The organism is Desulfovibrio sp. JY, assembly GCA_021730285.1.
Taxonomy (GTDB): Bacteria; Desulfobacterota; Desulfovibrionia; order Desulfovibrionales; family Desulfovibrionaceae; genus Solidesulfovibrio.
In genome coordinates this window covers 1067484-1093587 of record CP082962.1, presented here as the reverse complement: position 1 = coordinate 1093587, position 26104 = coordinate 1067484, and the positions used below count along the sequence as shown (strand labels likewise).

At 66.3% G+C, this 26104-nt stretch carries 24 protein-coding genes; 4 read left to right on the top strand and 20 right to left on the bottom strand.

What is annotated here, in order from left to right; translation table 11 throughout:
- Positions 1 to 76: 76 nt before the first annotated feature.
- From K9F62_04920 to K9F62_04910, 3 genes are all read left to right on the top strand, one after another.
- Positions 77 to 466, top strand: coding sequence for a response regulator (locus K9F62_04920; GenBank protein UJX42031.1), 390 nt, complete (start codon positions 77 to 79; stop codon positions 464 to 466).
- Between the two features lie 285 nt (positions 467 to 751).
- Entirely contained in the window at positions 752 to 1726 is a 975-nt protein-coding gene (locus tag K9F62_04915; protein ID UJX42030.1) for a 4Fe-4S binding protein, read from the top strand.
- Between the two features lie 99 nt (positions 1727 to 1825).
- Positions 1826 to 2680 carry a uridine kinase gene (locus K9F62_04910; protein ID UJX42029.1) on the top strand — a complete coding sequence of 285 codons (855 nt, stop codon included), beginning with the start codon at positions 1826 to 1828 and terminating at the stop codon, positions 2678 to 2680.
- 120 nt (positions 2681 to 2800) lie between these two features.
- On the opposite strand, the gene K9F62_04905 is transcribed toward K9F62_04910, so the two are convergent.
- Entirely contained in the window at positions 2801 to 3010 is a 210-nt protein-coding gene (locus tag K9F62_04905; GenBank protein ID UJX42028.1) for a hypothetical protein, read from the bottom strand.
- A gap of 86 nt (positions 3011 to 3096) precedes the next feature.
- Here K9F62_04905 and K9F62_04900 point away from each other — a divergent pair, with 86 nt between their 5' ends.
- A complete protein-coding gene (locus K9F62_04900; protein ID UJX42027.1) occupies positions 3097 to 3450 on the top strand; it encodes a helix-turn-helix transcriptional regulator in 354 nt (117 codons plus the stop codon).
- A gap of 169 nt (positions 3451 to 3619) precedes the next feature.
- Here the strand turns inward: K9F62_04900 and K9F62_04895 are convergent, their stop codons facing one another.
- From K9F62_04895 to K9F62_04805, 19 genes are all read right to left on the bottom strand, one after another.
- Positions 3620 to 4363 carry a hypothetical protein gene (locus K9F62_04895; protein ID UJX42026.1) on the bottom strand — a complete coding sequence of 248 codons (744 nt, stop codon included), beginning with the start codon at positions 4361 to 4363 and terminating at the stop codon, positions 3620 to 3622.
- Positions 4364 to 4534: 171 nt separating this feature from the next.
- Positions 4535 to 4795 (bottom strand): hypothetical protein, encoded by a 261-nt coding sequence (locus tag K9F62_04890; GenBank protein ID UJX42025.1) that lies wholly within the window; start codon positions 4793 to 4795, stop codon positions 4535 to 4537.
- A gap of 187 nt (positions 4796 to 4982) precedes the next feature.
- Entirely contained in the window at positions 4983 to 6476 is a 1494-nt protein-coding gene (locus K9F62_04885) for a sigma 54-interacting transcriptional regulator (protein UJX42024.1), read from the bottom strand.
- 77 nt (positions 6477 to 6553) lie between these two features.
- Positions 6554 to 7783 (bottom strand): NTP transferase domain-containing protein, encoded by a 1230-nt coding sequence (locus K9F62_04880; protein ID UJX42023.1) that lies wholly within the window; start codon positions 7781 to 7783, stop codon positions 6554 to 6556.
- Positions 7780 to 8820, bottom strand: coding sequence for an XdhC family protein (locus tag K9F62_04875; GenBank protein UJX42022.1), 1041 nt, complete (start codon positions 8818 to 8820; stop codon positions 7780 to 7782). The genes K9F62_04880 and K9F62_04875 overlap by 4 nt, the downstream gene beginning before the upstream one ends.
- The gene (locus K9F62_04870; GenBank protein UJX42021.1) at positions 8817 to 9878 is read right to left on the bottom strand and encodes an AMP-binding protein; all 1062 of its coding nucleotides are present in this window, start codon (positions 9876 to 9878) and stop codon (positions 8817 to 8819) included. The genes K9F62_04875 and K9F62_04870 overlap by 4 nt, the downstream gene beginning before the upstream one ends.
- Complete coding sequence (locus tag K9F62_04865; GenBank protein UJX43132.1) at positions 9869 to 11200, bottom strand: radical SAM protein; 1332 nt, start codon at positions 11198 to 11200, stop codon at positions 9869 to 9871. Before K9F62_04865 ends, K9F62_04870 begins: the two co-directional genes overlap by 10 nt.
- A 32-nt stretch (positions 11201 to 11232) precedes the next feature.
- Entirely contained in the window at positions 11233 to 11673 is a 441-nt protein-coding gene (locus tag K9F62_04860; GenBank protein ID UJX42020.1) for a C-GCAxxG-C-C family protein, read from the bottom strand.
- Positions 11670 to 12368 (bottom strand): class I SAM-dependent methyltransferase, encoded by a 699-nt coding sequence (locus K9F62_04855; protein UJX42019.1) that lies wholly within the window; start codon positions 12366 to 12368, stop codon positions 11670 to 11672. The genes K9F62_04860 and K9F62_04855 overlap by 4 nt, the downstream gene beginning before the upstream one ends.
- Positions 12368 to 12583: a DNA-binding protein gene (locus tag K9F62_04850; protein ID UJX42018.1), complete on the bottom strand. Its 216-nt coding sequence runs from the start codon at positions 12581 to 12583 to the stop codon at positions 12368 to 12370. The genes K9F62_04855 and K9F62_04850 overlap by 1 nt, the downstream gene beginning before the upstream one ends.
- Before the next feature lie 200 nt (positions 12584 to 12783).
- Positions 12784 to 15084, bottom strand: coding sequence for a 4Fe-4S dicluster domain-containing protein (locus K9F62_04845; protein ID UJX42017.1), 2301 nt, complete (start codon positions 15082 to 15084; stop codon positions 12784 to 12786).
- Positions 15085 to 15171: 87 nt separating this feature from the next.
- Positions 15172 to 17922 (bottom strand): molybdopterin-dependent oxidoreductase, encoded by a 2751-nt coding sequence (locus tag K9F62_04840; GenBank protein UJX42016.1) that lies wholly within the window; start codon positions 17920 to 17922, stop codon positions 15172 to 15174.
- 134 nt (positions 17923 to 18056) lie between these two features.
- A complete protein-coding gene (locus K9F62_04835; protein UJX42015.1) occupies positions 18057 to 19079 on the bottom strand; it encodes a molybdopterin-binding protein in 1023 nt (340 codons plus the stop codon).
- 734 nt (positions 19080 to 19813) lie between these two features.
- Positions 19814 to 20623 carry a class I SAM-dependent methyltransferase gene (locus K9F62_04830; protein UJX42014.1) on the bottom strand — a complete coding sequence of 270 codons (810 nt, stop codon included), beginning with the start codon at positions 20621 to 20623 and terminating at the stop codon, positions 19814 to 19816.
- A 130-nt stretch (positions 20624 to 20753) separates the two neighbouring features.
- Positions 20754 to 22085 carry a sigma-54 dependent transcriptional regulator gene (locus K9F62_04825; GenBank protein UJX42013.1) on the bottom strand — a complete coding sequence of 444 codons (1332 nt, stop codon included), beginning with the start codon at positions 22083 to 22085 and terminating at the stop codon, positions 20754 to 20756.
- Positions 22078 to 23508, bottom strand: coding sequence for an ATP-binding protein (locus K9F62_04820; GenBank protein UJX43131.1), 1431 nt, complete (start codon positions 23506 to 23508; stop codon positions 22078 to 22080). The genes K9F62_04825 and K9F62_04820 overlap by 8 nt, the downstream gene beginning before the upstream one ends.
- A gap of 24 nt (positions 23509 to 23532) precedes the next feature.
- Positions 23533 to 24381 (bottom strand): hypothetical protein, encoded by an 849-nt coding sequence (locus K9F62_04815; GenBank protein UJX42012.1) that lies wholly within the window; start codon positions 24379 to 24381, stop codon positions 23533 to 23535.
- 118 nt (positions 24382 to 24499) lie between these two features.
- Positions 24500 to 24991, bottom strand: a complete 492-nt coding sequence (locus K9F62_04810; GenBank protein ID UJX42011.1) for a ferritin family protein — start codon at positions 24989 to 24991, stop codon at positions 24500 to 24502.
- A 275-nt stretch (positions 24992 to 25266) separates the two neighbouring features.
- Positions 25267 to 26103 (bottom strand): FAD/NAD(P)-binding protein, encoded by an 837-nt coding sequence (locus tag K9F62_04805; GenBank protein UJX42010.1) that lies wholly within the window; start codon positions 26101 to 26103, stop codon positions 25267 to 25269.
- Position 26104 lies beyond the last annotated feature (1 nt).

Sequence of the window (26104 nt, the reverse complement as noted above, 5' to 3'; positions counted from 1 at the left end):
TTTTTCATGAAAAGACAGCACGTATAGGTCTTGCCGTACGCAACGGCGGCAAATAGGAAAATGTGACGGCGGCGAAATGGAGAGGCGGCTGAAGGTTCTTGTCGTAGACGACTCCAAGGTCATGCGGGGCATCATCCGCAAGATGCTTCGCGCCGACGGCGGGACCGAGGTGCTGGAAGCCGCCGGCGGCCGGCAGGCCTTGGACGTTCTGGCGAAAAGCCCCGTGGACTGCATCATTTCCGACTGGAACATGCCGGGCATGAAGGGCATCGACCTGCTGCGCCAGGTGCGGGGCGACGGCGTGCTGTCCGATACCCCTTTCGTCATGGTCACGGCCGAGTCCCTCGACGCCAACATGGCCGAGGCCAGCGAGGCCCGGGTCAGTTCCTACCTCACCAAGCCGTTCACCGCCGAGGAATTGTGGCGCACGCTACGCGGCGTGCTGTCCGATACCGCGCCGAAGTAATATTTGAGGGAAGAGAAAAAGTGCGAGAGGGGAACCCTTTTTGAAAAAAGGGTTCCCCTCTCGCGCTCTCCCCTCCCCAAAACTTTTATAAGGGGGGTGGGAAGATACTTTTTGGGGGAAAGGGAAGCGCACGATGCGAGGCGACTGTCGGGGAGCTGACAGCGGGGAGCGGGGGATGGTGTAGTCTCCGGGCGGTTCGGGGATGGAAAGGATGTTTGTCGCTAAGCCCTGTGTCCCCGTCGTTTTTGCAACCTCGTCCCGGGCGTTTCGCCCAGAGCTTTCTCCATGTCACAGCGTTTTTCCCCGTCGTTTTGGTCCCGTATTCCCCAGTGGTTCTTTTTCCTGGCCAGCCTGTACGTGGGCTGGCGCTTCATCCTTTTTTGTCGCTACGCCGTGGGAGCCGGCCCCGAGGCGGCGCGCCCGGCCGGGGTGGAGGGCTTTTTGCCCATAAGCGCGCTTCTCGGCGCGCGCCACGCCCTGGCGACCGGCACCTGGGACCCGGTGCATCCGGCCGGGTTGACCATCTTTCTGGCCGCCCTGGCCATGGCCTTTTTCTTTCGCAAGGCCTTTTGCGGCCACGTCTGCCCGGTGGGCTTCGTCATTACCCGGCTGGGGCGGCTCGGCCAGCGACTGGGGTTGGCCCGGTCGCTGCCGGGATGGCTCGAGGCCATGCTTCGCGCGCCCAAGTACCTGCTTTTGGCCTTTTTTCTCTTTACGAGCTTTTTCGGCATGGACGCGGCGTCCATCGAACAGTTCGTGCGCTCGTCCTACAACCTCACGGCCGATGCCAGGATGCTGCTCTTCTTCCTGCATCCGGGCATGATCGCCCTGATCGTGCTGGGCTGCCTGTTCGTGTTGGGCGTCGTCTTTCGCGGCTCGTTTTGCCGCTGGCTGTGCCCCTACGGGGCGTTGCTCGGGCTTTTGGCCAAAATCGGCCCAACGTCCCTGGTGCGTGACCCAGAGCGTTGCACGGGCTGCGGTCGTTGCCGCAAGGTCTGCCCCATGGATCTGCCCATAACGGCCGGGCCGCGCCCCATGGAGTGCAGCGGCTGCGCCTCGTGCGTCATTGCCTGTCCCCAAAAGGCCTCGGCCGTGCGTTTCGGCTTCCTGGGGCGGCCCGCGCCGTGGTGGCTCACGGCCGCCGGGGCTTGCGGCGTGTTCGCCCTGGCCTATGTCGCGGCCCATATGGCCGGCACGTGGCGGACACGGCTGCCCGGCGACATGCTGGCCAGGCTGTATGCCATGACCCTTGGCGGGTAAGCGGCGGCGGAAGTTTGTATTCTCTCGCTTGCCCTATGATGTTTGAGGATATATAGGTTGTGTAGACCTATTTTCGTCGACAACCAAGCGAGGGACTCCATGAGCAAGCTGATCAAGGAAACGCAGGAAGGTGGACGGTTGCACATCGACTCGCCGCTGATGGGGGAGTCGCTGGTCAGCCGCAAGCTGCTGTCCGGCCAGAACCGGGGTGAGGTGTTTCGCATGCACCCCGACGTCAACGTGCTGAAAATCGGCGGCCAGTCCATCATGGACCGGGGGGCCAAGGCCCTGCTGCCCATCCTGGACGTACTGCTTACGGCCAAGGAAAAGCACAAGATGATCCTCATGACCGGCGGCGGCACCCGGGCGCGGCACATCTACAATATCGGGCTGGAGCTCGGCATGCCCACGGGCGTGCTCTCCAAGCTCGGGGACAAGGTGGCCTCCCAGAACGCCGAGATCCTGTCCGTGCTGCTGTCCAAGCACGGCGGGGTGCGCATCGGCCACGGCGACCACCTGGAACAGCTGACCATGTTCTGCCAGCTCGGGTACCTGCCCATCACCCCCGGCATTCCGCCCTACGGGTTCTTCGAGCATCCGGCCGAGGAAGGGATGATCCCGCCCCACCGCACGGACTGCGGGGCGTTTCTTTTGGCCGAGAACATCGGAGCGAAGTCCCTGATCTATCTCAAGGACGAGAAGGGGCTCTACAGCGGCGATCCCAAGAAGGCCAAGGACGGGGAGAAGCTCGAATACTACGGCCGGCTGACCGTGGACGAACTGATCGCCCTGGATCTCGACGACCTGATCGTGGAGCGCCCGGTGCTGCGTTTCCTCAAGCACGCCAAGTGCATCAAGCAGTTCCAGATCATCGACGCCCTGCGTCATCCGGAGCATATCCTGGCGGCCCTCGACGGCGAGCAGGTCGGTACGGTGATCTACAAGGAAGACTAGGCCGGCGGCCTTTTCGCGGTGGCCCCACAACGCGACCGCGGGTTCCGGGACGGCTGAGCGTCCCGAAACCCGCGGTGTATGAGGCGGTTGGGCTGTTGCGTGCTTTGTGGGCGGGGCGGCCTAGACGTGCTTGTGTCCGCCGGCACCCGTCGCATCCGTGGGCAGATAGATGATTTCGGCTCCCACCGACTGGGCGATGGCTTCGAGTTCGCGCTGCCGGATGTGTTCGGCAAAGAACTTGAGGTCGCCTGTGGCGGCCACGACGCGGTAGCGAGGCCTCTTTTCGCCCTGTTCAACCTTGCGGCGCTGCCGTGCGAAGATCTTGGACATGGGTCACCTCCACGATTCGTTGGATGGTCTGTGATGTTGTTTTGGATATATGTACTTAAAGCATCTATGTCAAGAGAGGATTCCCGATGTCGGAGAAGATTGGGCCAAACAAGCCCGACCGGTATGTGCAGCCATCGATTCTCATGGCCCTGCTTGATGGAAAATCCTATGGTTACGAGCTGTTGCAGCATATCGGAGAATACGGTTTCCTCAAAGGGGACGCCGCGCCGGGCATGATCTACCGGCATTTGCGGCAGATGGAGGAGGAAGGGTTGGTGTCGTCGCAATGGGACGCCACGGGCACGGGGCCGGCCAAGCGGGTCTATGCCGTGACGCCGGAAGGGCGCGAGGTGCTGGAGGCCTGGGTGGCCTACATGGAGCGGCAGGCCAAAGCTCTTTTGGCCTTTGTCGGGCGCTACAACGAGAAAAGCGCGTCCTGACGGCGGGTCGCGGGAAAGCTTTTCACTTTCGCGCGCGCTCCTTCCAAGTGGCGCTTCAGGCGGGTTCTCCCGCCGCCTTTTCCCGGGAAAGGCGTCTTGGGAAAGGGGGACTGGGGGAAAACCTGTCGTCAGGAAAGGTTTTCCCCCGGCACGTTTTGGGTAATATCCGCTAAGCCGCCGCCTTGCTCCGCTTGGTCAGGGCCGTGCCCCAGCGGCCGGGACCGTCGGCGAGCACCTGGAGCACGGGCCGCCCGGCCCACAACGACGGGCGCAGCCAGCCGCCCGTGGCCACGACATCGGCCGGCTGGGGAACAAGCGGGTCACGGTCCACGGAAACGACCTGGATGCCGAGCGCCTCCAAGGCGGCCACGTCGACGAGGTCCGGCAGGTCGCGCATGGACCCGAGCTCGATGAACCGGCCGCACCAGCCGTGGCGCGTCAGGCCGACGGCCGCGGTCGCGCCGATGATGCCGTCGCAGGTGCCGCCGACCCCGGCCAGAAGCACCCCGCCGGCGGCGGCCATGGCCCCGGCCTGATCGACCTTGCCGGCGTTGCATGACAGGGCGAAATCCACCAGCCCCTGGTCGACCTGCCCCCGGCTGGCCAGGCACACCCCGGGATCACTGCCTTCCGGCGCTTCCCGGGCCAGGAAGTCCGCGGCGGCGTCGAAAAGTGGCCGGGCGAGGTCCGGCGTCTCCGCTTCCAGCACGGCGCAGGCGGAACTGTTGTTGCTGGTGAAGGGAATTTCGGGCAGGCGCGGCAGTTGGTGGCGCAACACGGCCAGCAGTTTGTAGCCGGACCCGAGGCCGCCGCAGAAATCGCGGATGGTGCGGCCCGTGCCCTTGGGCGAATCCTTGGTGTCGGTATCGTCGAATCCGAGATAGAACAGGCAGGAGGGATCGGCGCGGTGCATGTGAGGCTCCTTTCCGGCCGCAAGCCCGTTTTCTTCACCCGGCAAGGGGAGAGACGCCGTCGGCCGTGACCCGGGCCTTTGCGGCCCGGCTGCGGGAACCTAGCATCGGGCTGTTGGCCCGACAATCAGAACTGTTAATAATAACTTATATTATTAATGGCATAGAAGGCGTTACCGACGCGCCTTGCCGCCCAGGGGCTCCCGTGCCTTGTCGCCCAGCGTCTCCTGGCCGGTGATGTGGTTCATGGACGAGCCGCCCTGGTAGATGATGCCGGTGGTGGTGTCCATGACGTATTCCAGTTCGCCGTTGGCGATGTACTGGTAGCGGCCCACGGAACGCGTGCCGGCGTAGATGTACAAGAAGGCCGCGATGCCGGCGACGATGGCGAGCTTGAACAGCACGTCCACGAAGTCCTTCACACCCTGCGACATGATGTCCTCCCGGGGGAACACGGAACTGGGGGGAACCCTTTCTGTAGAAAGGGTTCCCCCCAGACCCCCCTCCCAAAGACTTTCAATAGTGATGGGATGTTATCGCTATAAACTTTAGGAAGGGGAGAGCGCGAGAGGGGAGAACCCTTTTTAAAGGGTTTCCCCTCTCGCATTCTCTTGCCCTCTCTTATACATCCGCCTCTTCTTTGGTGAGGCCGTATTTGCGGATACGGTAGCCGATCTGGCGCAGGGTGAGGCCGAGTTCGCGGGCGGCCCGGGACTGCACCCAGCCGTGGCGCGTCAGGGCGTTTAAGACCTGCTGGCGCTCCATGTCGCGCAGTTCGGCCGCGTCCTCGGGCAGCACCGGCGGCCGGTCGCCCTCGGCCAGCATTTCGGGCGGGATGTCGGCGATGTCGATGCGGTCTTCGGGCGCGGTCACGGCCAGACGGGCCACGAGCCCTTCCATCTCCCGGATGTTGCCGGGCCAGTCGTAGCCTTCCAGGGCTTTGAGGGCCTTGGGCGTCAGCGTCAGGCGGCGTCCGCCCCGGGCCACTTCCCGGGCCATCAGGTCATCGAGCAGGGCGGGGATGTCTTCCCGGCGCTCCCGCAGGCTCGGCACGACGATGACCTCCGGCGACAGGGCGGCTGCCAGTTCCTGGTTCAGGCCGCCGACGGGCACGGCGAAAAAAAGGCGAGTGTCCACGCGGCGTTCCCGGGCCCCGCCCAGGCGGGCCATGCGTCCGGCCGTGCAAAAACGGGCGAGCCGTTCGCACACGTCCGGCGGCAGGCGGTGGGCCTCCCGGATCAGCAGCGTGCCGCCGTCGGCTTCCTCGATCAGGCCGGGGCCGGCGACAGTGGGCTTGACCGCGGGCCCAAGGGATCGGGCGCTGCCGAACAGGCGTTCCATGGGCTTGTCGGCGCTGGCGGCGTTGAAGACGGCAAAGGGATGCACGGCCCGGGGAGAAAGTTCGTGGATGAGGCGGCCCAGAACCCCGCGTCCCGAGCCGGGTTCGCCGCGAAGGGCGATGGGGGCCTTGGACACGGCGGCCCGGGTCACCGCGCCGCGCAGCACTTCCAGGGCCTGGCTCGTGCCGCTTGAAAACACATGCTGGTGGCGCAAGGACACCTTGGAGCGCAAAAAGGCCACTTCCCGGGCCATGTCCAGGGTACGGCCGGCGGCCGTGGCGGCCATGTCGGCCATGCGGCCGAGGAGGTCGGCGAGAAGCGTCAGCAGGCGCAGATCGTCGGCCAGCGGGGCATCGCGGCCAAGCAGGCCGTCGACGAAAAACCAGCCCTGGGGCGCGCCTTCCTCCCGCCAGGCGCCGGCCAGGATGGGCGCGGCCAGCATGGCCGCTTCCTCCCGCGTCGCCGCGACATTGCCGTCGGCGTCGGCCACGAGCGGCGTGGCTCCGGCCCGAAGAACCCGGGCCGTGCGGGCCCCCGGTCCCCGCTCCAGGGCGGCGGCCAGCACCATGCCCACATCGGGCACGCCGAGTCTGGCCCGGATGGCCGGCCGGCTTTCGGCATCGGCCAGCACCACGGCGGCATGATGCAACGCCGGCAGATCGGTCAGCGCGTCGAGAAAACGCGACAGCAGCACGTCCAGGCCGCGTCCGGTATCCGAAGCCAGCCCGCAACTGGCCACGGCCCGGCGCAGCACGTCGAAACCTACGGCGTCCATGGCAATAATCCCCTTTCCCGGCCGCGTCGTTTCGATGCAGCCGGTTTTCGGATAATCTCAGCTTTTGGCCGCTTGCGTCAATGCCTCGGGGAGGTGGGACCCGAAGCGCTCGCGGGCGCGCGGCGGGCGGCCGCGGCGGCATAGGCCTGGGCCGGGGGCGGGCCGGGACGGAAGCCGGCCGCATCGATGATCGCTTCGGCGGGCTGTCCCACGGCGGTTTCGATGCGGGCGAGCACGCGCAAGGCGTTTTCCCGGCGGCGGGTAATGGCGGCGGTGGCGTCGGCATTGCCGGCAAAGAGGTCGAGCTTTTGCTGAAAACGTCCGGCGACCGGCACCAGCCAGCGGCCGAAGACGAACTTGTCGGCGATGTAGACGACTTCGCGTTCGGTTATGGGCGCGTCCGGCGGCAGGTCGCTGTCGCGGTGGGCGGCGACGATGGCGGCGGCGGCGTCGAAACCGAGGGAGGCCAGCAGCCTGCCGCCGGCGGCTTCATGGTGTGGCTGTCCCTTGGCCACGTCGTGCAGGAGCGCCGAGGCCTTTATAAGGGGAATGTCGAGGTCGGACCCGGCGGCATTGAGCGCCCGGCCGAGGGCCTCGGCCACGGCGGCCACGCCCCGGGCATGGGCCAGTCCCTGGGGCGGGACCTTTTCGATGGCCAAAAGCGCCTCGGCCTCGGCCGGTGTGGGGATGTCCCGGCGATCGGCCAGGGAGCGCAGCACGGCGTAGTCCTCGGGGGTGTCCATGTCGGCCAGGATGTTGGCGTCGGCGACCGGCACTTCCTCGAAAGGGAAAGAGGCCAGGGCCTGGCGCAGGCCGCCGTTGCCGACGTGGGCCATGACCGTGGGGATGACGCGGGCGTCCAGGCAGGGCGGATGGCCGCGCTCGCCGGAAAAGACCGGATAGACGACCGGCGGGGCGTCCGGCTCGCCAAGGCGCGTCACGAGCCGGGCAATCGTGGCCGGCCGGAACAGGGGGATATCGACCGGCGTCAGGCAGATGCGGCGGCAGTGCTCCGGCACGGCGGCAAGGGCCGTCTTGACGGTGGAAAACATGCCGGTTTCGTACTCCGGATTGTATACGCTTCGTATGCCGATGCGTGTCGCTTCGGCCGTTACCTCGATTCCCCGGTGCCCGGTCGCCACGATGATGTCGGTGATCCCCGTCCGGCGGAACGTGTCGGCCAAAAGGGCCAGCGCGGTCCGGTCGCCAAGCGTAAGCAGGGGCTTGAACCCCGCGCCCATGCGCGAGGAAAGCCCCCCGGCCAGGATGCAGGCGCAGGTGTCGGGAAAGGTCGTGTCGGTGGTCATGGTCTTCTGGCGGCGCGGCAGGCGATCAGTTCGGCCACGATGCTCACCGCGATCTCCTCGGGGGTTTCGGCCTCGATGGGGAGGCCGATGGGGCTTTTGACCCGGGCGATGTCGTCGCGGGTGAATCCGGCGGCAAGGAGCCGGTCGTAGATGGCGTCGCGCTTGGAGCTCGAGCCGATCATGCCGATGTAGCCGGCCGGGGTGCGGAGCGCTTCGGCCAGCGCGTCGTAGTCGTGGGCGTGGCCGCGCGTGACGATGACGATGGAATCGTTTTCGCCGATGCGCCGGCCTGTCAGCCAGCCCTTGGCCGGGTCGATGACGGCGGTCTCGGCGGCAAAGGGAAAGCGCTCCGGCGCGGCGAATTCCGGCCGGTCGTCGAGCACCGTCACCCGAAAGCCCACCATGGCCGCGATCTGGCCGGTGGGCCGGCTGACGTGCCCGCCGCCGCAGATGACAAGCGGACTTTGGGCCAGGGCCGGTTCCAGGAAGAAACGCCGGCCGCCTGTTTCCATGACCACCGGGGCCAGGATGGCGCGAGCCCTTTCCCGGGCGGCCTGCAAAACCATCGGGCCGGGATCGCTGCCCACGATGTCGCCCTGCGGGAGCAGCAGGCAGCGGCCCGCATCGTCCCCGGGGGCGGGTTCCAGGGGCGTGACCACGAGGCAGGGTTCGCTCTTGGCCAACGTCTCGGCCAGGGCGGCGAAAAGGCGTTTCGTGGCCGCGTCCGGGTCCAGGCGTTCGAGGAACACGCGCATCCGGCCGCCGCAGATCAGGTCCGCGCCCTTGGAGGCCTGGCCGGTCATGTCGAAATCCATGAGCCGGGAGACGCCCGAGGCCAGCACCTCGGCCCCGGCGGCCATGACCTGGCCCTCGGCCAGCCCGCCGCCCACGGTGCCGGCGATCTTGTCGTCGGGAAAGATGAGCATCTTGGAGCCGGCGGTGCGCGGGGTGGAGCCAACGCTTGTGACGATGGTGGCCGCGACCACAGGGCGGCCTTCGGCCAGAGTGGTATTGATGATGTCGATAAGTTCGATCATGGGCGGTTGGCCGCTCCCTTGGCCGGATGGGTCAGTTGCGGGCCGTCTGGCCCGTGGACGATGCGCCCGAGGATGGGCCCCAGGCGTCGCAGTTTGCTGCCGCAGGGGCAGGGGCCGGGAAGCATGGCGGCGGCGTCGCCGGTGCGATAGCGCACAAAGGGCATGCCGCGCCGTGTCAGCGTGGTGAAGACCACCTCGCCCACCTCCCCATCGGGCAGGGGATCGCCGGTGAGCATGTGGACCACTTCGAAATAGATTTCGGTTTCCCGCAGGTGGTAGCCGTGAAACGCCTCGCATTCGACGCCGCCGCCGTAGCCCATCTCGGTTGCGCCGTAGTGGTCGAAGACCGTGGCCCCGAAGCGCCCGGCCAAAAGCGTCTTCCAGCCGTCCGGCAGGGCCTCGGCCGAGAGCAGGATGGTGCGCAGGCAGTCCCGGGCCGCGGCGCAGACCTCCGGGTCGTCGATGGCCCGGCGGATCTGGGACGGCGCGGCCACGAGGGTTTGCGGGCGCAGCCGGCGCAGGTCGGCGGCCAGGACGGCCGGATCGCCCGTGGGATCGCCAAGGACCCCCTTCGCCCCCAGGCGCGGCAGAATCTGGCAGAGCAGGTCGCCGATGCTGTCCGGGCGCAGCCCGGGCATGAGGATGAGCACGGTGTCCCCGGGCTCGACCAGGGTCCTTATGCCGATGTGGAAGAAGTGGCGGATGTCTTCTATATCCTCCGACGTGAAGGCCACGCGCTTGGGTGCGCCGGTGGTGCCGGAGGTGGAAAGCGTGACCATGCGGGCCACGTCGTCCTGGGAAACGGCCAGAAACCGGGCATGGGCCTCGGTCAGGTCGGAAGCCAGGGTGAAAGGCAGGGTTTCGAATTCCTCGATGAAATGGGGGAAACCCGGCGGCAGGTTGCCCAGGCGTTCCCGGTAGAAGGGGGCGGCGGCGGCATGGCGCACGGCCCGGGAAAGGGCGGCCAGCCGCCAGGCCAGCAAGGCCTGGGGCGTCGGGGGAACGTCCGGCCGGCCCAGCCCGGCGGCAACGAGAGCGTCGACGGGACTTAGACGCATCCGTCGTGCCCCCGGTAGAGCGTGCGGCCGTCGGCCGCCGTCAGGTTGTAGAGGCAAAAGGGAATGAGCCGGTTGTCGGCCGTGGCCACGTGGATGCAGCAGCCGCGCGTGCGTTCGAGGTCGAGAGTCCAGGCGTCCTGAAAGGCCATGGCCGAGACGGTGAAGCGCCGGGCCGTGGCGGCGTCGGCCAGAAAGCGGTCGAAATCGTCCAGGGGGCCGCTTTGCTTCGGGGCGTCTGTCGGCGCGGCCCATTGGCGGGCCACGAAGTTTCTGGAGCGGCGTGCCCCTTCGTCGGCGGCGATGGGGGGCGACGGGGAGCAGCAGGTTTGGCCCGACGTCGGGGCCGGCCGTAGCCCGGCATCTCCCTCGAGGAAGTAGGGCTGGGAAAAGGAGCACAGCGAATGTTCGCAGCCCGGCGGGTGGAAGTGCTCGGCCCGGATCATGCCGTCCGTTTGTTCTTCCAGGCCGCGCATCAGGTCCGGCAGGGTGACGCGTTCGGTGGGGCCGGCGGCCCAGGGATAACGGCCAAAGGAGCTTACGGGCTGGAAATGGACGCCGCGCACGCCCGGGGCCTTGGACCGGGCCAGACGCACGATGTCGCCGAGCTGGCCGTCGTTTATGCCCGGGGCCACGGTCGGGACCAGAACCACGCCGATGTTCGCTTCCACGCAGGCGTCGATGGCCGCGAGCTTGGTTTGGTAAAGCGACCTCCCGCGCAGCACCCGGCAGGCGTCGTCGTCGCCGTCGAACTGGAGAAAGACCGAGACGAGGCCGGCATCGGCCAGACGTCCGGCCAATCCCGGGTCGGCGGCCAGGGCCAGGCCGTTGGTGTTGAGCTGCACAAAGGAAAATCCGGCCTTGCGGCAGGCGGCAACCACCTCCGGCAGATCATCGCGCACTGTGGGTTCGCCGCCGGAGAGCTGGACATTGACCGGCCCGGTGGCCTCGAAGATGCGGGCGAAGCGTTCGGCCAGGACGTCAAGCCCGGGATTGGGCGGGGGCGTCTGCCCGGCCGTGGCGAAGCAGACCGGACAGGCCAGGTTGCAGCGGCCGGTGATCTCGAAAAGCGCGGTGCAGGTGTGCTGGGCGTGCTCCGGGCACAGACCGCAGTCATGGGGGCAGCCCAGGCGCGATTCGGTGAGTATCGGCGGCGGATTGCCCGGGACCTTGGGCCGGTTCCAGCCGACCATGGCCGGCGGCCCGTGCCAGAACCGGGTGCGGAATTCGCCGTGCTCGGGGCAGGTCTTGACCACGTAACCGTCCGCGCCGTCGACCTCGCGACGGGCGGGCACCCGACGCAGACAGATCGGGCACAGGCTCATGGTGGGATAGGCGCCGGAAGATTCGGACACGATCACTCCCTGGGCTCGGACGGGTCGATGCCGGCTTCTGACAGGATGGTGAGGATCTGGTCCCAGGCCTCGGACATGAGCCCGCCGCAACGGCTGGCGTCGGGCTTGCCCTCGCTCAGGATGGCCTGGCAGGTGATGTCGCCGTACATGTCGGTGGCCTTCTCGCGAAACCAGTCCACGAATTCGGTGATGAGGAGGTCCGACTTCTCATGGGCCAGCTCTTCCTCGCGTCCCCGGCCGGCGTAGAGGCCGAGAACCAGGCAGCCTCCCGTCAGGATGCCGCAGGTCAGCCCCGCTTCCATGCCGTGGCAGATGCCGGCGGCGGCCCGCACCAGGGGCCAGTTTTCCACCCCCTGGGCGCGCAGGGCCAGAAGCACGAGAATCTGGCTGCAACAGTAATTCTTGGCGGCAAGGGGCATGATCTCCATAAGCGCGGGGTTCATAAGGACTCCTTGGCGGCGATGCACAGGCAGTAGCCGAGTTTCGGGCGCGGCGTCCCCTGGCCGGCGCAGGCCGGATCGCGGCCGGTCAGCAGGGACACGACGCTTGCCGCCGAACCCAGGGCGAAGGTCAGGCGGCAGGCCAGCTCCGTAAGCAATTTGGTGTGGTCCTCGAACAGGCGCAGGGCGAATCCGGCCGCGCCGAACATGACGGCCAGGGCTTCGCGCGTAACCGCCCCGGCGGCGCAGCCCGCGCCGGCCTCGCCAAGGGGCGCGCCCTGGCGCAGGTACAGGTCGGTGGCGAGGAGCAGTCCGCCCGGCCGCAGCACCCGGGCGATCTCGGCCAGACACCCCGGCCCGTCGCCCGAGGCCGAAAGCACACATTCGCACAGCACGCCGTCCAGGCTTTCCTCCCGGAAAGGCAGGGCTTGTCCCAGTCCCTGCACCACGGGAACGATGCGGCCGGCCTGGCGCGTGAAGAAAGAGGAGGCATCGAGGCCGAAAGCGGTCAGTTTCGCCTCGGTGAGAAAGGCCAGACTCGCGCCGGGGCCGCAGCCAAGGTCCAGCACCCTGGCCCCCGGAGCAAACCGGCAGGCCGCAAGCGCCCGTCCGGTCAGGGCCAGCCCGCCGGGGCGCAAGGCCTCGCCGACGACTTCCCGGAAATCTTCTCGCTCATAGGGCGCAACGCAGCCCGGCACTACTTGTCCTCCAGCAACTGCTCCACTTCCAGCATCTTGCCCATGGCCACATACTCCGGGAGCAAGGCCATGTTGCACTTGGGACAGGTCAAAAGCGTGATGTTGAAGCCGCCTTCAAGATAGGTGACGTCGGTCTCCTTGGGCTCCAAGGGACCGCCGCATCCGGCGCACGTCCAGTCGCCGGACTGCGGCAAGTAAACAAGCGATTCTGCCATGGCGTGTGTGGCGCCTCCGGCGGCCAGGAGGGGCTTTGCCCCTCCTGGACCACCCCACCGGGGGGCCGAGGGCCCCCCGGACCCCCCATACGGTGTTAAATAGGTTGGAGCTACAAATTCTCTTTAAAGTTTTTGAAGGGGGTCCAGGGGGAAACTTTTTTCAAAAAGTTTCCCCCTGGCCGCCGGAGGCGTCCCCGCTTCTACTTCCCGACATTGTTCACGGACATGCGGTGGCTGTATGTGGTGAAGACCCGGGCGACATCGCCTTCCATCACGTATTCCACCCAGTAGGTGACGCGGTGCGGCGTGAAGCTGGCCAGAAAATGGCCGGTTTCCCGGTCGAGGAACTTGCGGCCGGTGGTTTCGGCATGGGCCAGGGTGCGTTTCACGTCGTCGTCGAGGATGTGGCGCGCTTCCATGCGGGCGCGCACTTCCGGGCTGACCACGAAATCCGGTCCCGCAGGGGCCTTGGCGTCGACCTGTTCGTTCCAGACCGCGGCCAGAAGCTGGCGGCGCAGACGGGCTCGGGTCTCGTGGCGCATGGAGAAGCCGGGATCGGGCCGCGTGGCCGGATCATCCGTCGCGTCGCCGGGGAAGAGGATGTCGAGCAGGTGGTAGGCCCGCTTGCCCACGTGGGAGAGCCGGTCGCGGCACATGGCGCAGGTGGCGAGGAAGTCCTTGTCCGAGGCGGCGGCGCGGCGTTCGGTGATGGCCTTGGCCAGCTCCGGATGGGCGTTGCCGGCCAGTCCGCCGTAGCCGCAGCATTCGGTGTAGCGGCCGGAGAGCGGCAGTTCCTCGAAGGCGACGCCGCGTTTGGCCAGAATCGCGCGAACGGCGGTCTGGAGCGGCTCGTTATGGCGCGAGGTGCAGGAATCGTGGACGGCCACCGGCGCGGCCGGGGAAAAGCCGGTCGTTTCGGGCAGCCCGGTCTCGGCCTCCATGACCTCCCACAGCGAGACGGCCGGAATCTCCGGGGCGGCCTGCCGGAAGACGGACAGGCAGGAGGAGCAGGCCGTGATGAGGCGCGGCTTGCCGAGGGCCTCCCACTGGGCCTTGAACGCGGCCACGACCTCTTCGAAGAGGGGCTGGCGTCCGGCCCAGAGCGCGGGCGCGCCGCAGCAGCCAAGGGCCAGGCCCACGCCGCCGTCGAGCTTTTCCCGCAGAAAGGCGTAGGCCTGGGGAATGCGGCCATCGGGTTCGCCGGCCAGCTGGCAGCCCGGGAAAAAGAGGTGGGCGCAGGCGTCCCGGCCGGGCTCCTTGCGGACAAGCGCGCAGTCCGGGCCGTTGGAAAAGGCCATATCCTCCAGGGCGAACTCGTGGGCCGAGGGCGGCATCTTGCCGCGCTTGACCATATCCCGGCGCGAGTCCAGGCACAGTTCGGCCATGGAGAAGTCCTCGGGGCATATCTCGGTGCACAGCCCGCACAGCGTGCACGAGTCGATCATGCGGTTCAGGTAGTGGTTGCCGAGGACGATGGAAAGGTTGTTGTAGATCTGCCGGGTGTAGAGTTTGGGATAGCCCTTGTAGTGCTTCAGGTATTCGCAGACCTTGACGCATTCCATGCAGTCGCAGTGGAGGCAGCGGGCGGCCTCGGCTTTGGCGGCCTCTGGCGCGTAGCCGGCGACGGGGTCGTCGGGGTCGCTGCGCGCCGCGGTCGCAATGCCTTTGAGGCTGGTGAAGCTGCGCGTGGCGACCACGCCTTCCTTTTCCCGGCTTGTGGTCAGCGTCGCGCCGGAAATGAAGCGGTCCACGGAAGCGCCGGCCCGGCGGCCGTCGGCCACCAGGGTGATGACGGAGCGGTTGCCGTCCGGGGCGGGCCAGCCGCCGCAGAAGACGCCTTCGGGGCCGTAGGCCAGGGTCACGGGATCGACGTCCGCGCGGCTGCGGCCAAGCGGATTGTCCCCGGCGCACTCCACGTAGACGGCGTCGAAATGTTGTCGGACCTCGGTGAGGAGATCGTCGGAAAGGGTCTGTCCGGTCTTTACGGTCACGCCCATGCGGCCGAGGATGTCCAGGCTCTCGGTCAGGACTTCGGGCGGCAGGATGTCGGAGGGCAGGTCGCGCAGAGCGCCTCCGGGCGCATCCCCGGGGACTAACAGCGTGACAGCGTAGCCTTTCTTGGCCAGGTCCCAGGCCAGGGTCAGGGCGCTTAAGTCCCCGCCGAGTCCGGCCACGGATTTGCCCTTGGCCGGCATGCACATGGGTTTGCCGCCGGTGGGGGTCCCAAGGGCGCAGGTCCGTTCCAGATGGCCCATGGCCAGGGGGCCGCCGATGCTCTCGCGCAGGCAGACCTCTTCGCAAGGATGGTCGCAGATCCTGGCCAGCACGCCCGGCAGGGGCATGGTGCGGTCGAGGACCTTGCGCGCGCCGGAGAGGTCTCCGGACGCCATCTTGGCCATGAATGCCCGCACATCCACATGGATGGGACAGGCTGCCTGGCAGCGAGGCTGTTCCTCCTCGATGCACCGGTGTTCGATGTCCCGCAGCTCCTGCTGATTCATGAAGACCTTCCGGTGGGATACGACGGGACGGACGCTTGCGCGCCCGTCCCGTCGCCCATTTTTAAGGCAATGATAGGACCCTTGCAGTTACTTGCCAAGCTCCTTGATGGCGGCGAGCACCTTCTCGGGGTAGGCCGGGAGGTGACGGACAAACGCGCCGCCCGTGGCATTGGCGATGGCGTTGATGATGGCCGGGTGCGGACCGCACAGCGGCACTTCGCCCACGCCGGACGCGCCGAACGGGCCGTGTTCACGCGGCGAGTCGACGTAGATCAGCTCCATGACGTCGGGGACGTCCTTGATGTAGGGGACGCCGGCGCCGGCCAGGGAGGAGTGCTTCTTGATGTCCTCGAAGTCCTCGGTGAGGGCCAGGCCGATGCCCTGGGCGAGACCGCCCCAGTTCTGGCCGTCGACGGTCTGCCGGTTGGTCAGGGTTCCCACGTCCTCGACGAGGGTCATCTTGTCGACCTGGGTCTTGCCGGTGGTGGTGTCCACGGTCACTTCGGCCATGAACAGGCCGTACATGTAGCAGGCAAACGGGTTGCCCTGGCCGGTATCCGGATCGCAGTCCGTGGCCGGCTGGGTCCAGGTGCCGTTGTACTTGGTCTTGATGCCTTCCTTGACCATTTCGTCGTAGGTGCGGAACGTGCCGTCGGGCTTGCGCATGCCGTCAAGCAGCTGCTGGCAGCCGTTGATGATGGCGTTGCCGACCAGGACGTTGGAGCGGGAACCGCCGGCCGGGCCGGAGTTCGGGCACTTGCTGGTGTCGTTCAGGAAGATCTTCAGCTTGGAGGCCGGGATGCCCAGGGGCTTTAAGGCCTCGTGGGCGACGCACAGGGTGGACAGGTCGGAACCCTGGCCGTGGTCCTGCCAAGTGTTGAAGATGGTGATGGTGCCGTCGGCGTTGAGCTCGACATCGGAGCCGGCGGAGTCGGCGCCGTCAAGGCCGGAACCGTAAATGCCGAAGGCCACGCCCACGCCCTTCTTCAGGGTGTCGGTGGAGTGGCGCTTGGCGTTGGCCAGGGCTTCCTTGTACTTGGGCCGGAGGATGTCGATCATCTCCGGATACATGAAGGAATCAGGCACCTGTCCGGTCGGGGTGGTGTCGCCCGGACGGTAGCAGTTGGCGTAGCGCAGTTCCAGCGGATCCCAGCCGCCCTTGAGGGCCAGCTCGTCCATCAGCACTTCGGAGGGGAACATGATCTCCGGCGAACCGTAGCCGCGGAAGGCCGAACCCCAACCATGGTTGGTGCACACGCAGTAGCCCACGGCGCGCATGTTCGGGATGCCGTAGCCGGCCATGAAGTACTGGGCGCCGCGCAGGGTCAGCAGGTCGCCGAATTCGGAGTAGGGGCCGTGGTCGCAGATCCACTCGTGCTGGGTGCCCTTGATCTTGCCGGTCTTCTTGTCCGCGGCCACCTTGCCGGTGGTCCAGAACGGGGAGCGCTTGCCGGTGTAGTACTGCTGCTGGGCGTAGTTGTAGTGCAGGTGGCAGGGACGGCCGGTGGCCATGGTGGCCGCGCCGACGAGGGCTTCCATGGTCGGGCTGAACTTGTAGCCGAAGGTGCCGCCTGTGGGCAGCTGGATCAGCGCGATCTTGTCCGGTTCGACGCCGAGGCCCGGGGCGATCATGTACAGGTGCAGGTACAGGCCGATGGACTTGGAGTAGATGCGCAGGATGCCGTCCTCGTCGTACATGGCGTAGCCGACGTCAGGCTCGATGGGCAGGTGGGGCTGGCGCTGGGTGTAGTAGCTGCCTTCGGCCACCACGCAGTCGGGGCTGCTGAAGAACGGCGCGGGATCGTCGCCCTTGACCAGGCCCTGCTTGTAGTAGGTGTTCGGGGTGCCGGGGTGGATCTCGATGGCGTCTTCGGCCATGGCCGCGGGCGCGTTCATGTAGGCCGGCAGGACTTCCAGGTCGACCTTGACCAGCTCGGCGGCGGCGCGGGCGATCTTTTCGGAGGTGGCGGCGACCAGGGCGATGGCGTCGCCGTACTGGAACACCTTCTCGTCGCACAGGATCGGACGATCCCAGCCGTCACCCTTGTTGGTGGGGAAGGTGATCAGGCCGGTGATGCGGTTCTTGCCCTTGACGTCCTTGGCGGTGATGACGCTGTGGACGCCTTCCACCTTCAGGGCCTCGGAGACGTCGATGCCCTTGATGTTGGCGTGGGAGACCCGCGCCTCGACGATGGCCAGGTGCAGGGTGTCGGCGGGCAGCTGGAGCTTCTGGTCGTCGCCGAAAGCCCACTGGCCGGTGACCTTGGCCACGCCGGAGGGACGCGGCGCACGGGAGTTGAAGATATTGCCGTCGGCCGGGAAGTTGTGGTTGATGTCGAGGGTCATCTCACCGCGCAGCACCTTGGCGGCGTCCATGACCGAGTCGACCAGGGGAATAAAGCCGGTGCAACGGCACACGTTCTTGTGCTTCTGGAACCAGTCGCGGACCTGCTCGCGGGTGGGCTTGGGATTTTCGTCCAGCAGGCCCTTGGCGGACATGATGAAGCCCGGGGTGCAGAAGCCGCACTGGGCGGCGCCGTTGACCACCCAGGCCACCTGCAGCGGATGCAGGTTCTGGGGCGTGCCCAGACCTTCGATGGTGGTGATGTTGGCGAAGTTGTCGATGCGGCGGACCTTGGTGATGCAGGCGCGCACGACCTTGCCGTCGAGGATGACGGAGCAGGCGCCGCACTGGCCCTTGCCGCAACCGACCTTGGTGCCGACCAGATGCATCTGCTCGCGCAGCACTTCGGACAGGAAGGCGTCGGGATCGACAATGAGCTTGCGCTCAATGCCGTTCACGACCCAGATTTTTTCCAGTTTTTTTGCAATTTCCATGCGTTTCTCCGTGCTCTGGTTAGAGGATTTCCGTTTCCGCCGATACGCACGCCGCTTGCCAGGGGCGCAGGCACGCTGTCCGCTGCCGCTTCGCGCGAGCTTTTCCGGAAAAGACGGCCGAGGCCGTTTCCTCCTCAGCTCTTGCCAAACCCGCAAAGCGGGTAGCGGCATTCCGGGCACATGGCGCACAGGCCCCCATGCCCGAGTTCCACGATGTCGGCCCGGGTCAGCTTTTCGCCGGCCACCAGCCGCGGCACCGTCAAATCGAATATGCTGGCCTTGTGGTACATGACGCACCCGGGCAACCCCACCACGGGCACGTCGCCGAGGTAGGCCAGCATGAACATTGCCCCGGGGAAGGTGGGGGAGCCGTAGGTGACGACTTCGCCGCCGGCGGCCCGGATCGACGACGGGGACAGGTCGTCGGGGTCGACCGACATGCCGCCCGTGACCGCGATCATCTCCGCGCCGTCGGCCAGAAGCTGGCGGATGGCGCGCACGGTCATGTCCTTGTCGTCCGGCACGATGACCTGCCGTATGACCGAGCAGCCGAGGTCGTCGAACTTGCGGCGCAGGACCGGTCCGAACTTGTCCTTGATGCGGCCGTGGTAGACCTCGCCCCCGGTGGTGACCACGCCCACGCGCAGCGGCTTAAACGGGCGCACCATGACCAGCGGGCCGGTCTCGGCCGTGACCTTCTCCACCGCGTCGAGCTTCTCGGCGGCCACGACCAGCGGCACCACCCGGGTGCCGGCCAGCATCTGCCCCTCGGAAACCACGGTGTCGCCATGCATGGTGGCGATGGTCACCTCGTCGATGGAATTGCAGCGCCGCAGGGCGTCGACATTGATCTTGAGCAGCCCCCGCCGGTCGGCCAGCAGGTTGATGCGGCCCTCGCAGGGCTGGGTGAAGGTGATGCCTTCGCCGGCGATGGCCCGGGCGATGCGCCCGGCCGCGTCGTCCTCATGGACCAGCCCCTCGGCCAGATCCCAGACGTAGATGTGTTCCTTGCCCAGGCGCAAAAGGACCGGGATGTCCTCGGGGGCGATGATATGTCCCTTGCGGAAAGCGGGTCCCTTGCCCTCGCCCGGCACGATGCGGGTGATGTCGTGGCAAAGGACCATGCCCTGGGCCGTTTCGACGGGAATGCTGCGCATGAATCTCTCTCCCGGGTCAGACGCGGCCTATCGTGTCGGCCGGTCCTGTTGTGTTGCGGCGGATGGCGCTTCGGATTATTGTATCACGCTTTTTTATGAAGCGTGATTCCTGTCGCCATGACGCGGCGGAATTCGCGCCCGTTGTTGCTGCGGTCCGGGAATGGGCTGGGGCGACTTGTTGTGCGGAAAAACACGCTCCAGCCACATCGACGTCGCGCGCATGCAATCTTCCAGCCGGCGAACGCTGTTTGGAAAGGGGATGTTTTTCCCCGGCGTTGCTTGCATAAGCGGATTGACGCGACATAGGTCTCAATAAGGCAGCAAGAAGCAGGCCAACAAATTTAGGCGCGGAAAACCAGGAATTGGGAGGATTGGCCGGGACTGTCACGCGATATCGTCTGCCAGTGTGACACGCTGACACTACCGCCGGTACGGCCAACTCCCTTAATTTGCATATAACATCCTGATTTTATTTGTTTGATTGAGAAAAAGTAATTTTGATCCAGTTTGAGTGCATCAATGGGTCAAAAGGCACCATAACGCCGAATTCTCTATGTATCAACCGTATTGTATTATTGATAACATAAAAGATGCACGCCGATTTCGATATGTTATTTTAAGCAGTATCGATGTACTGGAGCGAAAAGCGGGCCAGGCGCAAGTCCCGTCCGCCCCGGGGGGGGACGGACGGACGCGGGGGGGCGTGTCGGAAGGAGCCGCGCCGGGGCGCGCGACTAGGCGGGCCGGCTGACGGTGGCGGCCGGTTTGCCGGCGCGGATGTGCAGGAAAAGCGGGGTGACCCGGGTGTCGGCCACCAGGGGGACGGCCTGGGCCTGTTGGGGCGTGGCCGTCGGTTCGCCGAGGCGCTCGATCACGAAGCCTGTTTGGCAGATGGCGTTGAGCCAGTCGCTTAGGGTGCGGTGGAAGTAGGGCACCTGGAAGGGGGGGACTTCGCTTCGCCGCTCCCGCGGCAGGCTGGAGAACCACCAGGTGTCGAGATGCGCGCCCTCGGTCTCGAAATAGCGCCCGACCTCGATGGCCCGCACCGACTGGTCGGGCTCGCGCAGCACCTTGCGATACGGCGGCGCGAAGCAGGGGTGCAGGATGGAGAACTGGAGGAAGCCGCCCGGGCGCAGCACCCGCCAGGCTTCGCCCAGGGCGCGCTCGTGGTTCGGCATGTCCATCAGCGACATGAACGCGGTGGCGAAATCAAAGGCGGCATCGGCAAACGGCAGGGACAGGGCGTCGCCGAGCAGAAAGTCGATGCCAAGGGGAGTGGCGGCCTCGGCCTCGCGGGCATGGCGCAGGAAGGTCGGCGCGATGTCGAGGGCGCGCATCCTCGCCCCGAGCCGGGCGAGCCGGCGGGTGTTGGTCCCCTCGCCGCAGCCGATGTCCAGCCCGTCGCGGCCGTCGATGGCCGGGAGCATGGCCAGAAAAAGCGGCGTGTTGAGCACGTCCCGGTACACGTCGAGGCCGGCCCGGCTCTGGCGGGTCCACTGTCCGGCGTTGGCTTCCCAGTAGGCGGCGACTTCGGCACTTTGCATGGGCATCCCGGCGGTTGGCGGCAGTCCAGTAAGCAGCGCGAAAAGCGCTGCCCGCGCCGAGCGTTATCACCAATGGGGACGGGAGGAAACCGGCAGGAAACGCGCGCCGCCCGGTGCCGGCGGCGCGCCCCTAGAACAGGTTGTATTGCCGGATCTTGCGATAGAGCGTCTTGCGGCAGATGCCGAGGGCCTCGGCGGCCAGCGACCGGTTGTTGTCGTAGAAGTTGAGCACCTTGGCGATGTGCTCCTTCTCCTTGGCCTCGAGGGTCAAAATGTCCTCCTCGGCCCGATCCGGTTCCAGAAACTCGCGGGGCAGGGCGTGTTCGGTGATGAGGTTGTTTTCGGACAGGATGATGGAGCGCTCCATGACGTTGCGCAGTTCGCGCACGTTGCCCGGCCAGTCGTATTCGGTCAGGCACTTCATGGCCCGGTCGGAAATGCGGAACGGGGCCTGCCCGGCGGTGAGGCGCGACAGGAAGAACTCCACCAAAAGCGGGATGTCCTCGCGGCGTTCCCGCAGCGGCGGCATCTCAATGTTGAAGACGTTGATGCGGTGAAACAGCGCCTCGTGGAACCGCCCCTCGGCCACTTCCTTGACCAGCTCGCGGTTGGTGGCGAACAGCAGCCGGATGTCCGCCCGGCGCTCTTCCTTTTCGCCCACCCGGCGGTAGGTCTTGTTTTCCAGCACGCGCAACAGCGCCGCCTGGACCTCGATGGGCAGCTCGCCGATCTCGTCGAGAAACAGCGTGCCCTTGTTGGCGAAGGCCATGAAGCCTTCGCTGTTCTCCACCGCCCCGGTAAACGAGCCGCGCAGGTGGCCGAACAGTTCGCTTCGGGCCAGCTCTTTTTGCAGCGTGGCGCAGTTCTTGATGAAAAACGGCTTGTCCGCCCGTTTGGAAAGCGACTGGATGAGGTGGGCCGCCACTTCCTTGCCGGCCCCGGATTCGCCGGTGATGAGCACCGGCACCTCGGTCGGGGCCACCTTTTCGATCAGGTAGCGGACCTGCTTTATGGCCGGGGAGTTGCCCACCAGCTTGACCGGCGGGGTCTCGCCCTGAAAATGCCGCAGTCGCCTGTTTTCCCGGCGCAGGAAGGTGCGCTGGTAGGCCCGCTCGATTAAAAGTTCCAACTCGGCCAGATTGAACGGCTTGGTCACATAGTCGAAGGCCCCGAGCTTCATGGCCTCGACCGCCGTGTCGATGGCGCCGTGCCCGGTGACGAGAATGCATTCCAGATCCTCCTGGCGGGCCTTGAGCTCCACCATGAGGTCGATGCCGTTGACGTCGGGCAGGCGGATGTCGAGCACGGCCACCTCGAACTCGTGCTTGGCCATGAGCTCCCGAGCCTCGCGGGCGCTGGCCGCCACATGCACCGTGCGGGCCGGGGTGGTAAACTCCTTGAGCAGGAGCTTGCCGATGGAAGGTTCGTCGTCCACGACGAGAAGACCGTAGGGATTATTCACTGGATTGGCCGCTGTCCAAGGGGAGTTTCACCGTGACGTGGGTGCCGAGTCCCACTTCGCTGGCCACTTCGATAAGGCCGTGGTGTTCGCGCACGATGCCGTAGCAGGCAGCAAGGCCGATGCCGATGCCCTTGCCCACGGGCTTGGTGGTGAAAAAGGGATTGAAGAGCTTGTCCATGTTTTCCGGCGGAATGCCGCAGCCGGTGTCCTCGACGGACAGGTTGACGGTGTTGTCGTTTTCCGGGTGCGTGGTGATGGTGATTTCGCCTTCGCCGGCAATGGCGTCCATGGAGTTGACGAGGATGTTCAAAAGCACCTGCTTGAGCTGGGCCTCGTCGCCGGGCACGGTGGGCAGGGGATCGAACAGGTTGACGGTCAGGCGCAGGCCCTGCTTGCCGCGCTCCTCGAGGTGGCCGCGCAGGATGTTCAGGGTGTCCGTCACGACCTCGTTTAGGCACACCGGCGAGAAGGCCAGGGTGTGGGGCCGGGAGAAGGACAGCATGGAGCGCACGATGTCGCGGCAGCGCCGGCATTCCATGAGAATCGTTTCGGTGTATTCGGCCACGTCCCCGTACAGGGCATCGTCCACGCCCTCCCGGATGACCGGCAGCCGACGGCGGATGCCCTCGGCCAGGCCGTAGACGGCGGTCAGCGGATTGTTGATCTCGTGGGCCACGCCCGCGGCCAGCATGCCGATGGTGGCCATCTTCTCGGCCTGGTAATACTTGGCCTGGTATTCGGTTTCCAGGGTGACGTCGCGCTTGAAAATAAGGATGCGGGACTCCGGGCTGTCGGGGTTGTGGATGGGCGAGGCCACCATTTCGAAGCGGCGGGCCACGCCCCCGATCTTGAAGGTCCCCATGCAGCGGCACACGGCATTGGACTGAAACGACCGGTGGGCCGGGCACTCCGGGCAGGGCCGGTCGCCCTCGCGGAAGATGCGGTAGCAGTGCTGCCCTTCGGGTCGGGGGATGTTAAAGAGCTCGTGGAAGACGTGGTTGACGGAGATGATGCGCAGATCCTTGGACAGCACCATCATGATGTCGGTGATACCGTCGAGGATGGCCGCGATCTCCTGGCGCCGCACTTCCGATTCCTCGTGGGCCTCCTGGAGCTCCTGCACCTTCTGGCGCAGCTCCTGGTAAAACCCGAGCTTGCTGTGCTCGATGCCTATGAGGTCTTCCAGCGTCGGCGGCTGGGGCATACCGTCACCCGGGCGGTCCGCGTCGGACGCCGACGCCTGACAGGACCGCAGCCTCGAGGGCGTCATGAAAGATTCCCGCCCATCCCTGGCCACATCGAGGGTCAGTCGACGAAAAGGCAGGGTGCGCAGCGGCCCCGGGGCAAGACACAAGACATGCCCCGGCATTTTTTTCGCCTCGGGGGCGTCAGAACCGGAGGACGTCTTGGCCTGTGAGGACATGATGCCGTCCATGGGATGATCCCGTCAAGAGAGGAGCAGGCAGGCCGCTTCCTCCCCGCGGGCGATGGGGCGCATGGCCACGAGTCTGTCGGGCCCGGCCGGTTCGATGGCGGCGATAAGCCCCATGTCCAGAAAATCCTGCAGGGCGGTGATGGCCCGCACGCGGAAGGCCGGCATGGGCTGGCGCGTCAGTCCCGACAGCCGGCGCAGGGCGGACAGGTCCAGGCGCGAGGCGGCCGGTCCCTGGGAAAGCAGCCCGGCCAGCCAGCGGTGGAACCGCCCGGCCTCGAACGGGGCGCGACAGGCCAGCAGCCGCTCCACGACCGGCGCGGCGCAAAAGGCCTCCATCACGCGGGGGCTGACGTCCACGGCGCAAATGCCGGCGGCGCGGTCGCACAGCAGGGTGTTGAGCAGCTTGGCCTGCATGAGCACATGGCCGGCTTCCTCCTCGATCTCGATACGGGCGCTGGCCAGCCGCCACAGCGACCGTTCCAGTCGCCGCGTGGCGAACCGGCGACCCCGGGGGCGGATGAGGCGCGTGAGATCGCGCAGGTGAAACCGGGCCGCGCCGGCCCGGCCGGTGTCGCGAAAGGCCAAGAGCACGCAGCCGAGAAAAGCGTCCAGGTCGTCCTGGTCCAGCCGCTCGCCGCAGTAGCGGATGACCGCGCCCGGCCAGCAGGTGGACAGCTCCAGGTTGTCGAGCCAGGGCCTGGGACCGGAATTGCGGGCGGAAAAAAGGTCGGAGGCGAGAATGAGCCCGGCCATGCGGCCGGCGAACCCCTGCTCCAAGGCGTCGGCGGGACCGGCCTTGGCCTCGGGAACCAAGGGGCTTTCCAGGGTCATGGCGTCGAAGCCGAAATCATCATGGTACATGGCCGTCCCCCTTGCCCCGCGTCCTTTCCCGATCCGCGTCCTTGGCGGACGGGCGGGCGGAAAGGCATGACGGCGGGCCGCAGCCGGAATGCGACGGCCCGCCGGGTTTCTCTTGCGTTTAGGACTTCTTGCGTAATTTGACCAGCATGGCGCGCAGCTGGCGCAGGTGCCCACGCTCCTCGTTCAGGCACTGCTTGACGATATCGGACTCGTTTTGCGGCAGAAGGTCCATCATCTCGCGAAAGTAGAGGATGGTGTCCTTCTCGAACCGGCTGGCCAGTTCGATGGCCGCGATGGCGTCCGAGGCATTGGCCAGGTCCTGTTCCGGAGCCCCGCCGCAAAAAAGGGCGTGGGAATCGAGCAGGGCCTGGACATAGTCCATGTATTCCGCTTCGTCGCTGCCGGCCGGGATCTCGATCTTGCTGATGCGGCCGGCCATGGCCTCGAAAATGGCCTGGTGGCGGGCTTCCTCGCCGGCAAAGAACTGCAGGAAGTTCTTGACGTCCGGGTTGGTGGCGGCCGCCGCCGCCTTGGAATAGACGTTGCGGCCCCGGCGCTCGATCTCGATGGCCGTGCCGACGATGTCGCTGCCGCTAAAAAAGTTAGCCATTTCATTCTCCCTTGCGGTGGAGGCCTCCGGCGGCCAGGGGCGCTGCCCCTGGACCCCGCCGGGAGGCCATGGGCCCCCCGGACCCCCCTTCCGCCGGCTGGAGCCGCTCGCGGCGACATGCCGCCGCGAGCGGCTCCAGCCGGAAAAAGGGGTTGCCGAGAGGTTCCATATGCATCACGCGAAGCCCGTTGAAAGTTTTTGAAGGGGGTCCGGGGGGAAACTTTTTCCAAAAAGTTTCCCCCCGGCCGCCGGAGGCTCCCCCCTTCTCCGTAACGCTACAACTCGTTGGGCAGGGCCTTGAGTTGGGCGTACGAGTACACCGGACCGTCCACGCACACGTAGCTCGTGCCGATGTTGCAACGGCCGCAGATGCCGATGCCGCACTTCATCCGCTTTTCCAGCGTGGTGAAGATCTGCTCGTCGGCGAACTCGAGCTTTTTGAGCGCTTCCAGGGTGAACTTGATCATGATCGGCGGGCCGCAGGTGACGGCCACGCAGTTTTCGGGTTTGGGCGCGATCTCCAGCAGCACGTTGGGGATGAGCCCCACCTTGTGTTCCCAGCCGTCGGCCTCGCGGTCGATGGTCAAGGTGGTGTTGACGTCCTTGCGGCTGGTCCATTCCGGCAGCTCGGACGAAAAGGCCATGTCCGCCGGGGAACGCGCGCCGTAAAGCAGCGTGATGTTGCCGTAATCGGCCCGGTTGTCGAGCATGTAGAGGAACAGGGTGCGCAGCGGGGCCATGCCGATGCCGCCGCCGACGAACACGATGTCCTTGCCCTTCATGTCCTCGTAGGGAAAGGGCTTGCCGAGCGGGGCGCGCACGCCCACCTTGTCGCCGGCGGCCAGGCCGTGCAGGCGGGTGGTCACTTCGCCGGCCCGCATGACCGAGAATTGCAGGTAGTCCATGCGGGTTGGGGGCGAGTTGATGACGAAGGTGGATTCGCCGATGCCCGGGGCGGACAACTGGCCCACCTGGCCGGGCTCGAATTTGAACGCGGCCATTTTGGCCTCGTCGTCGAAACGCACCCGGAAGGTCTTGATGTTGTGCGTCTCCTGGATGGTCTCCAGGATGGTGGCCACTTCCGGCAGATAGGGATTGAACGGATCGGTCATA

Bases quoted from the DNA above. Each gene is read 5' to 3' on its own strand.
- K9F62_04920 (UJX42031.1), top strand. From the start codon at position 77: ATGGAGAGGCGGCTGAAGGTTCTTGTCGTAGACGACTCCAAGGTCATG.
- K9F62_04915 (UJX42030.1), top strand. From the start codon at position 752: ATGTCACAGCGTTTTTCCCCGTCGTTTTGGTCCCGTATTCCCCAGTGG.
- K9F62_04910 (UJX42029.1), top strand. From the start codon at position 1,826: ATGAGCAAGCTGATCAAGGAAACGCAGGAAGGTGGACGGTTGCACATC.
- K9F62_04905 (UJX42028.1), bottom strand. From the start codon at position 3,010: ATGTCCAAGATCTTCGCACGGCAGCGCCGCAAGGTTGAACAGGGCGAA.
- K9F62_04900 (UJX42027.1), top strand. From the start codon at position 3,097: ATGTCGGAGAAGATTGGGCCAAACAAGCCCGACCGGTATGTGCAGCCA.
- K9F62_04895 (UJX42026.1), bottom strand. From the start codon at position 4,363: ATGCACCGCGCCGATCCCTCCTGCCTGTTCTATCTCGGATTCGACGAT.
- K9F62_04890 (UJX42025.1), bottom strand. From the start codon at position 4,795: ATGTCGCAGGGTGTGAAGGACTTCGTGGACGTGCTGTTCAAGCTCGCC.
- K9F62_04885 (UJX42024.1), bottom strand. From the start codon at position 6,476: ATGGACGCCGTAGGTTTCGACGTGCTGCGCCGGGCCGTGGCCAGTTGC.
- K9F62_04880 (UJX42023.1), bottom strand. From the start codon at position 7,783: ATGACCACCGACACGACCTTTCCCGACACCTGCGCCTGCATCCTGGCC.
- K9F62_04875 (UJX42022.1), bottom strand. From the start codon at position 8,820: ATGATCGAACTTATCGACATCATCAATACCACTCTGGCCGAAGGCCGC.
- K9F62_04870 (UJX42021.1), bottom strand. From the start codon at position 9,878: ATGCGTCTAAGTCCCGTCGACGCTCTCGTTGCCGCCGGGCTGGGCCGG.
- K9F62_04865 (UJX43132.1), bottom strand. From the start codon at position 11,200: ATGAGCCTGTGCCCGATCTGTCTGCGTCGGGTGCCCGCCCGTCGCGAG.
- K9F62_04860 (UJX42020.1), bottom strand. From the start codon at position 11,673: ATGAACCCCGCGCTTATGGAGATCATGCCCCTTGCCGCCAAGAATTAC.
- K9F62_04850 (UJX42018.1), bottom strand. From the start codon at position 12,583: ATGGCAGAATCGCTTGTTTACTTGCCGCAGTCCGGCGACTGGACGTGC.
- K9F62_04845 (UJX42017.1), bottom strand. From the start codon at position 15,084: ATGAATCAGCAGGAGCTGCGGGACATCGAACACCGGTGCATCGAGGAG.
- K9F62_04840 (UJX42016.1), bottom strand. From the start codon at position 17,922: ATGGAAATTGCAAAAAAACTGGAAAAAATCTGGGTCGTGAACGGCATT.
- K9F62_04835 (UJX42015.1), bottom strand. From the start codon at position 19,079: ATGCGCAGCATTCCCGTCGAAACGGCCCAGGGCATGGTCCTTTGCCAC.
- K9F62_04830 (UJX42014.1), bottom strand. From the start codon at position 20,623: ATGCAAAGTGCCGAAGTCGCCGCCTACTGGGAAGCCAACGCCGGACAG.
- K9F62_04820 (UJX43131.1), bottom strand. From the start codon at position 23,508: ATGTCCTCACAGGCCAAGACGTCCTCCGGTTCTGACGCCCCCGAGGCG.
- K9F62_04815 (UJX42012.1), bottom strand. From the start codon at position 24,381: ATGTACCATGATGATTTCGGCTTCGACGCCATGACCCTGGAAAGCCCC.
- K9F62_04810 (UJX42011.1), bottom strand. From the start codon at position 24,991: ATGGCTAACTTTTTTAGCGGCAGCGACATCGTCGGCACGGCCATCGAG.
- K9F62_04805 (UJX42010.1), bottom strand. From the start codon at position 26,103: ATGACCGATCCGTTCAATCCCTATCTGCCGGAAGTGGCCACCATCCTG.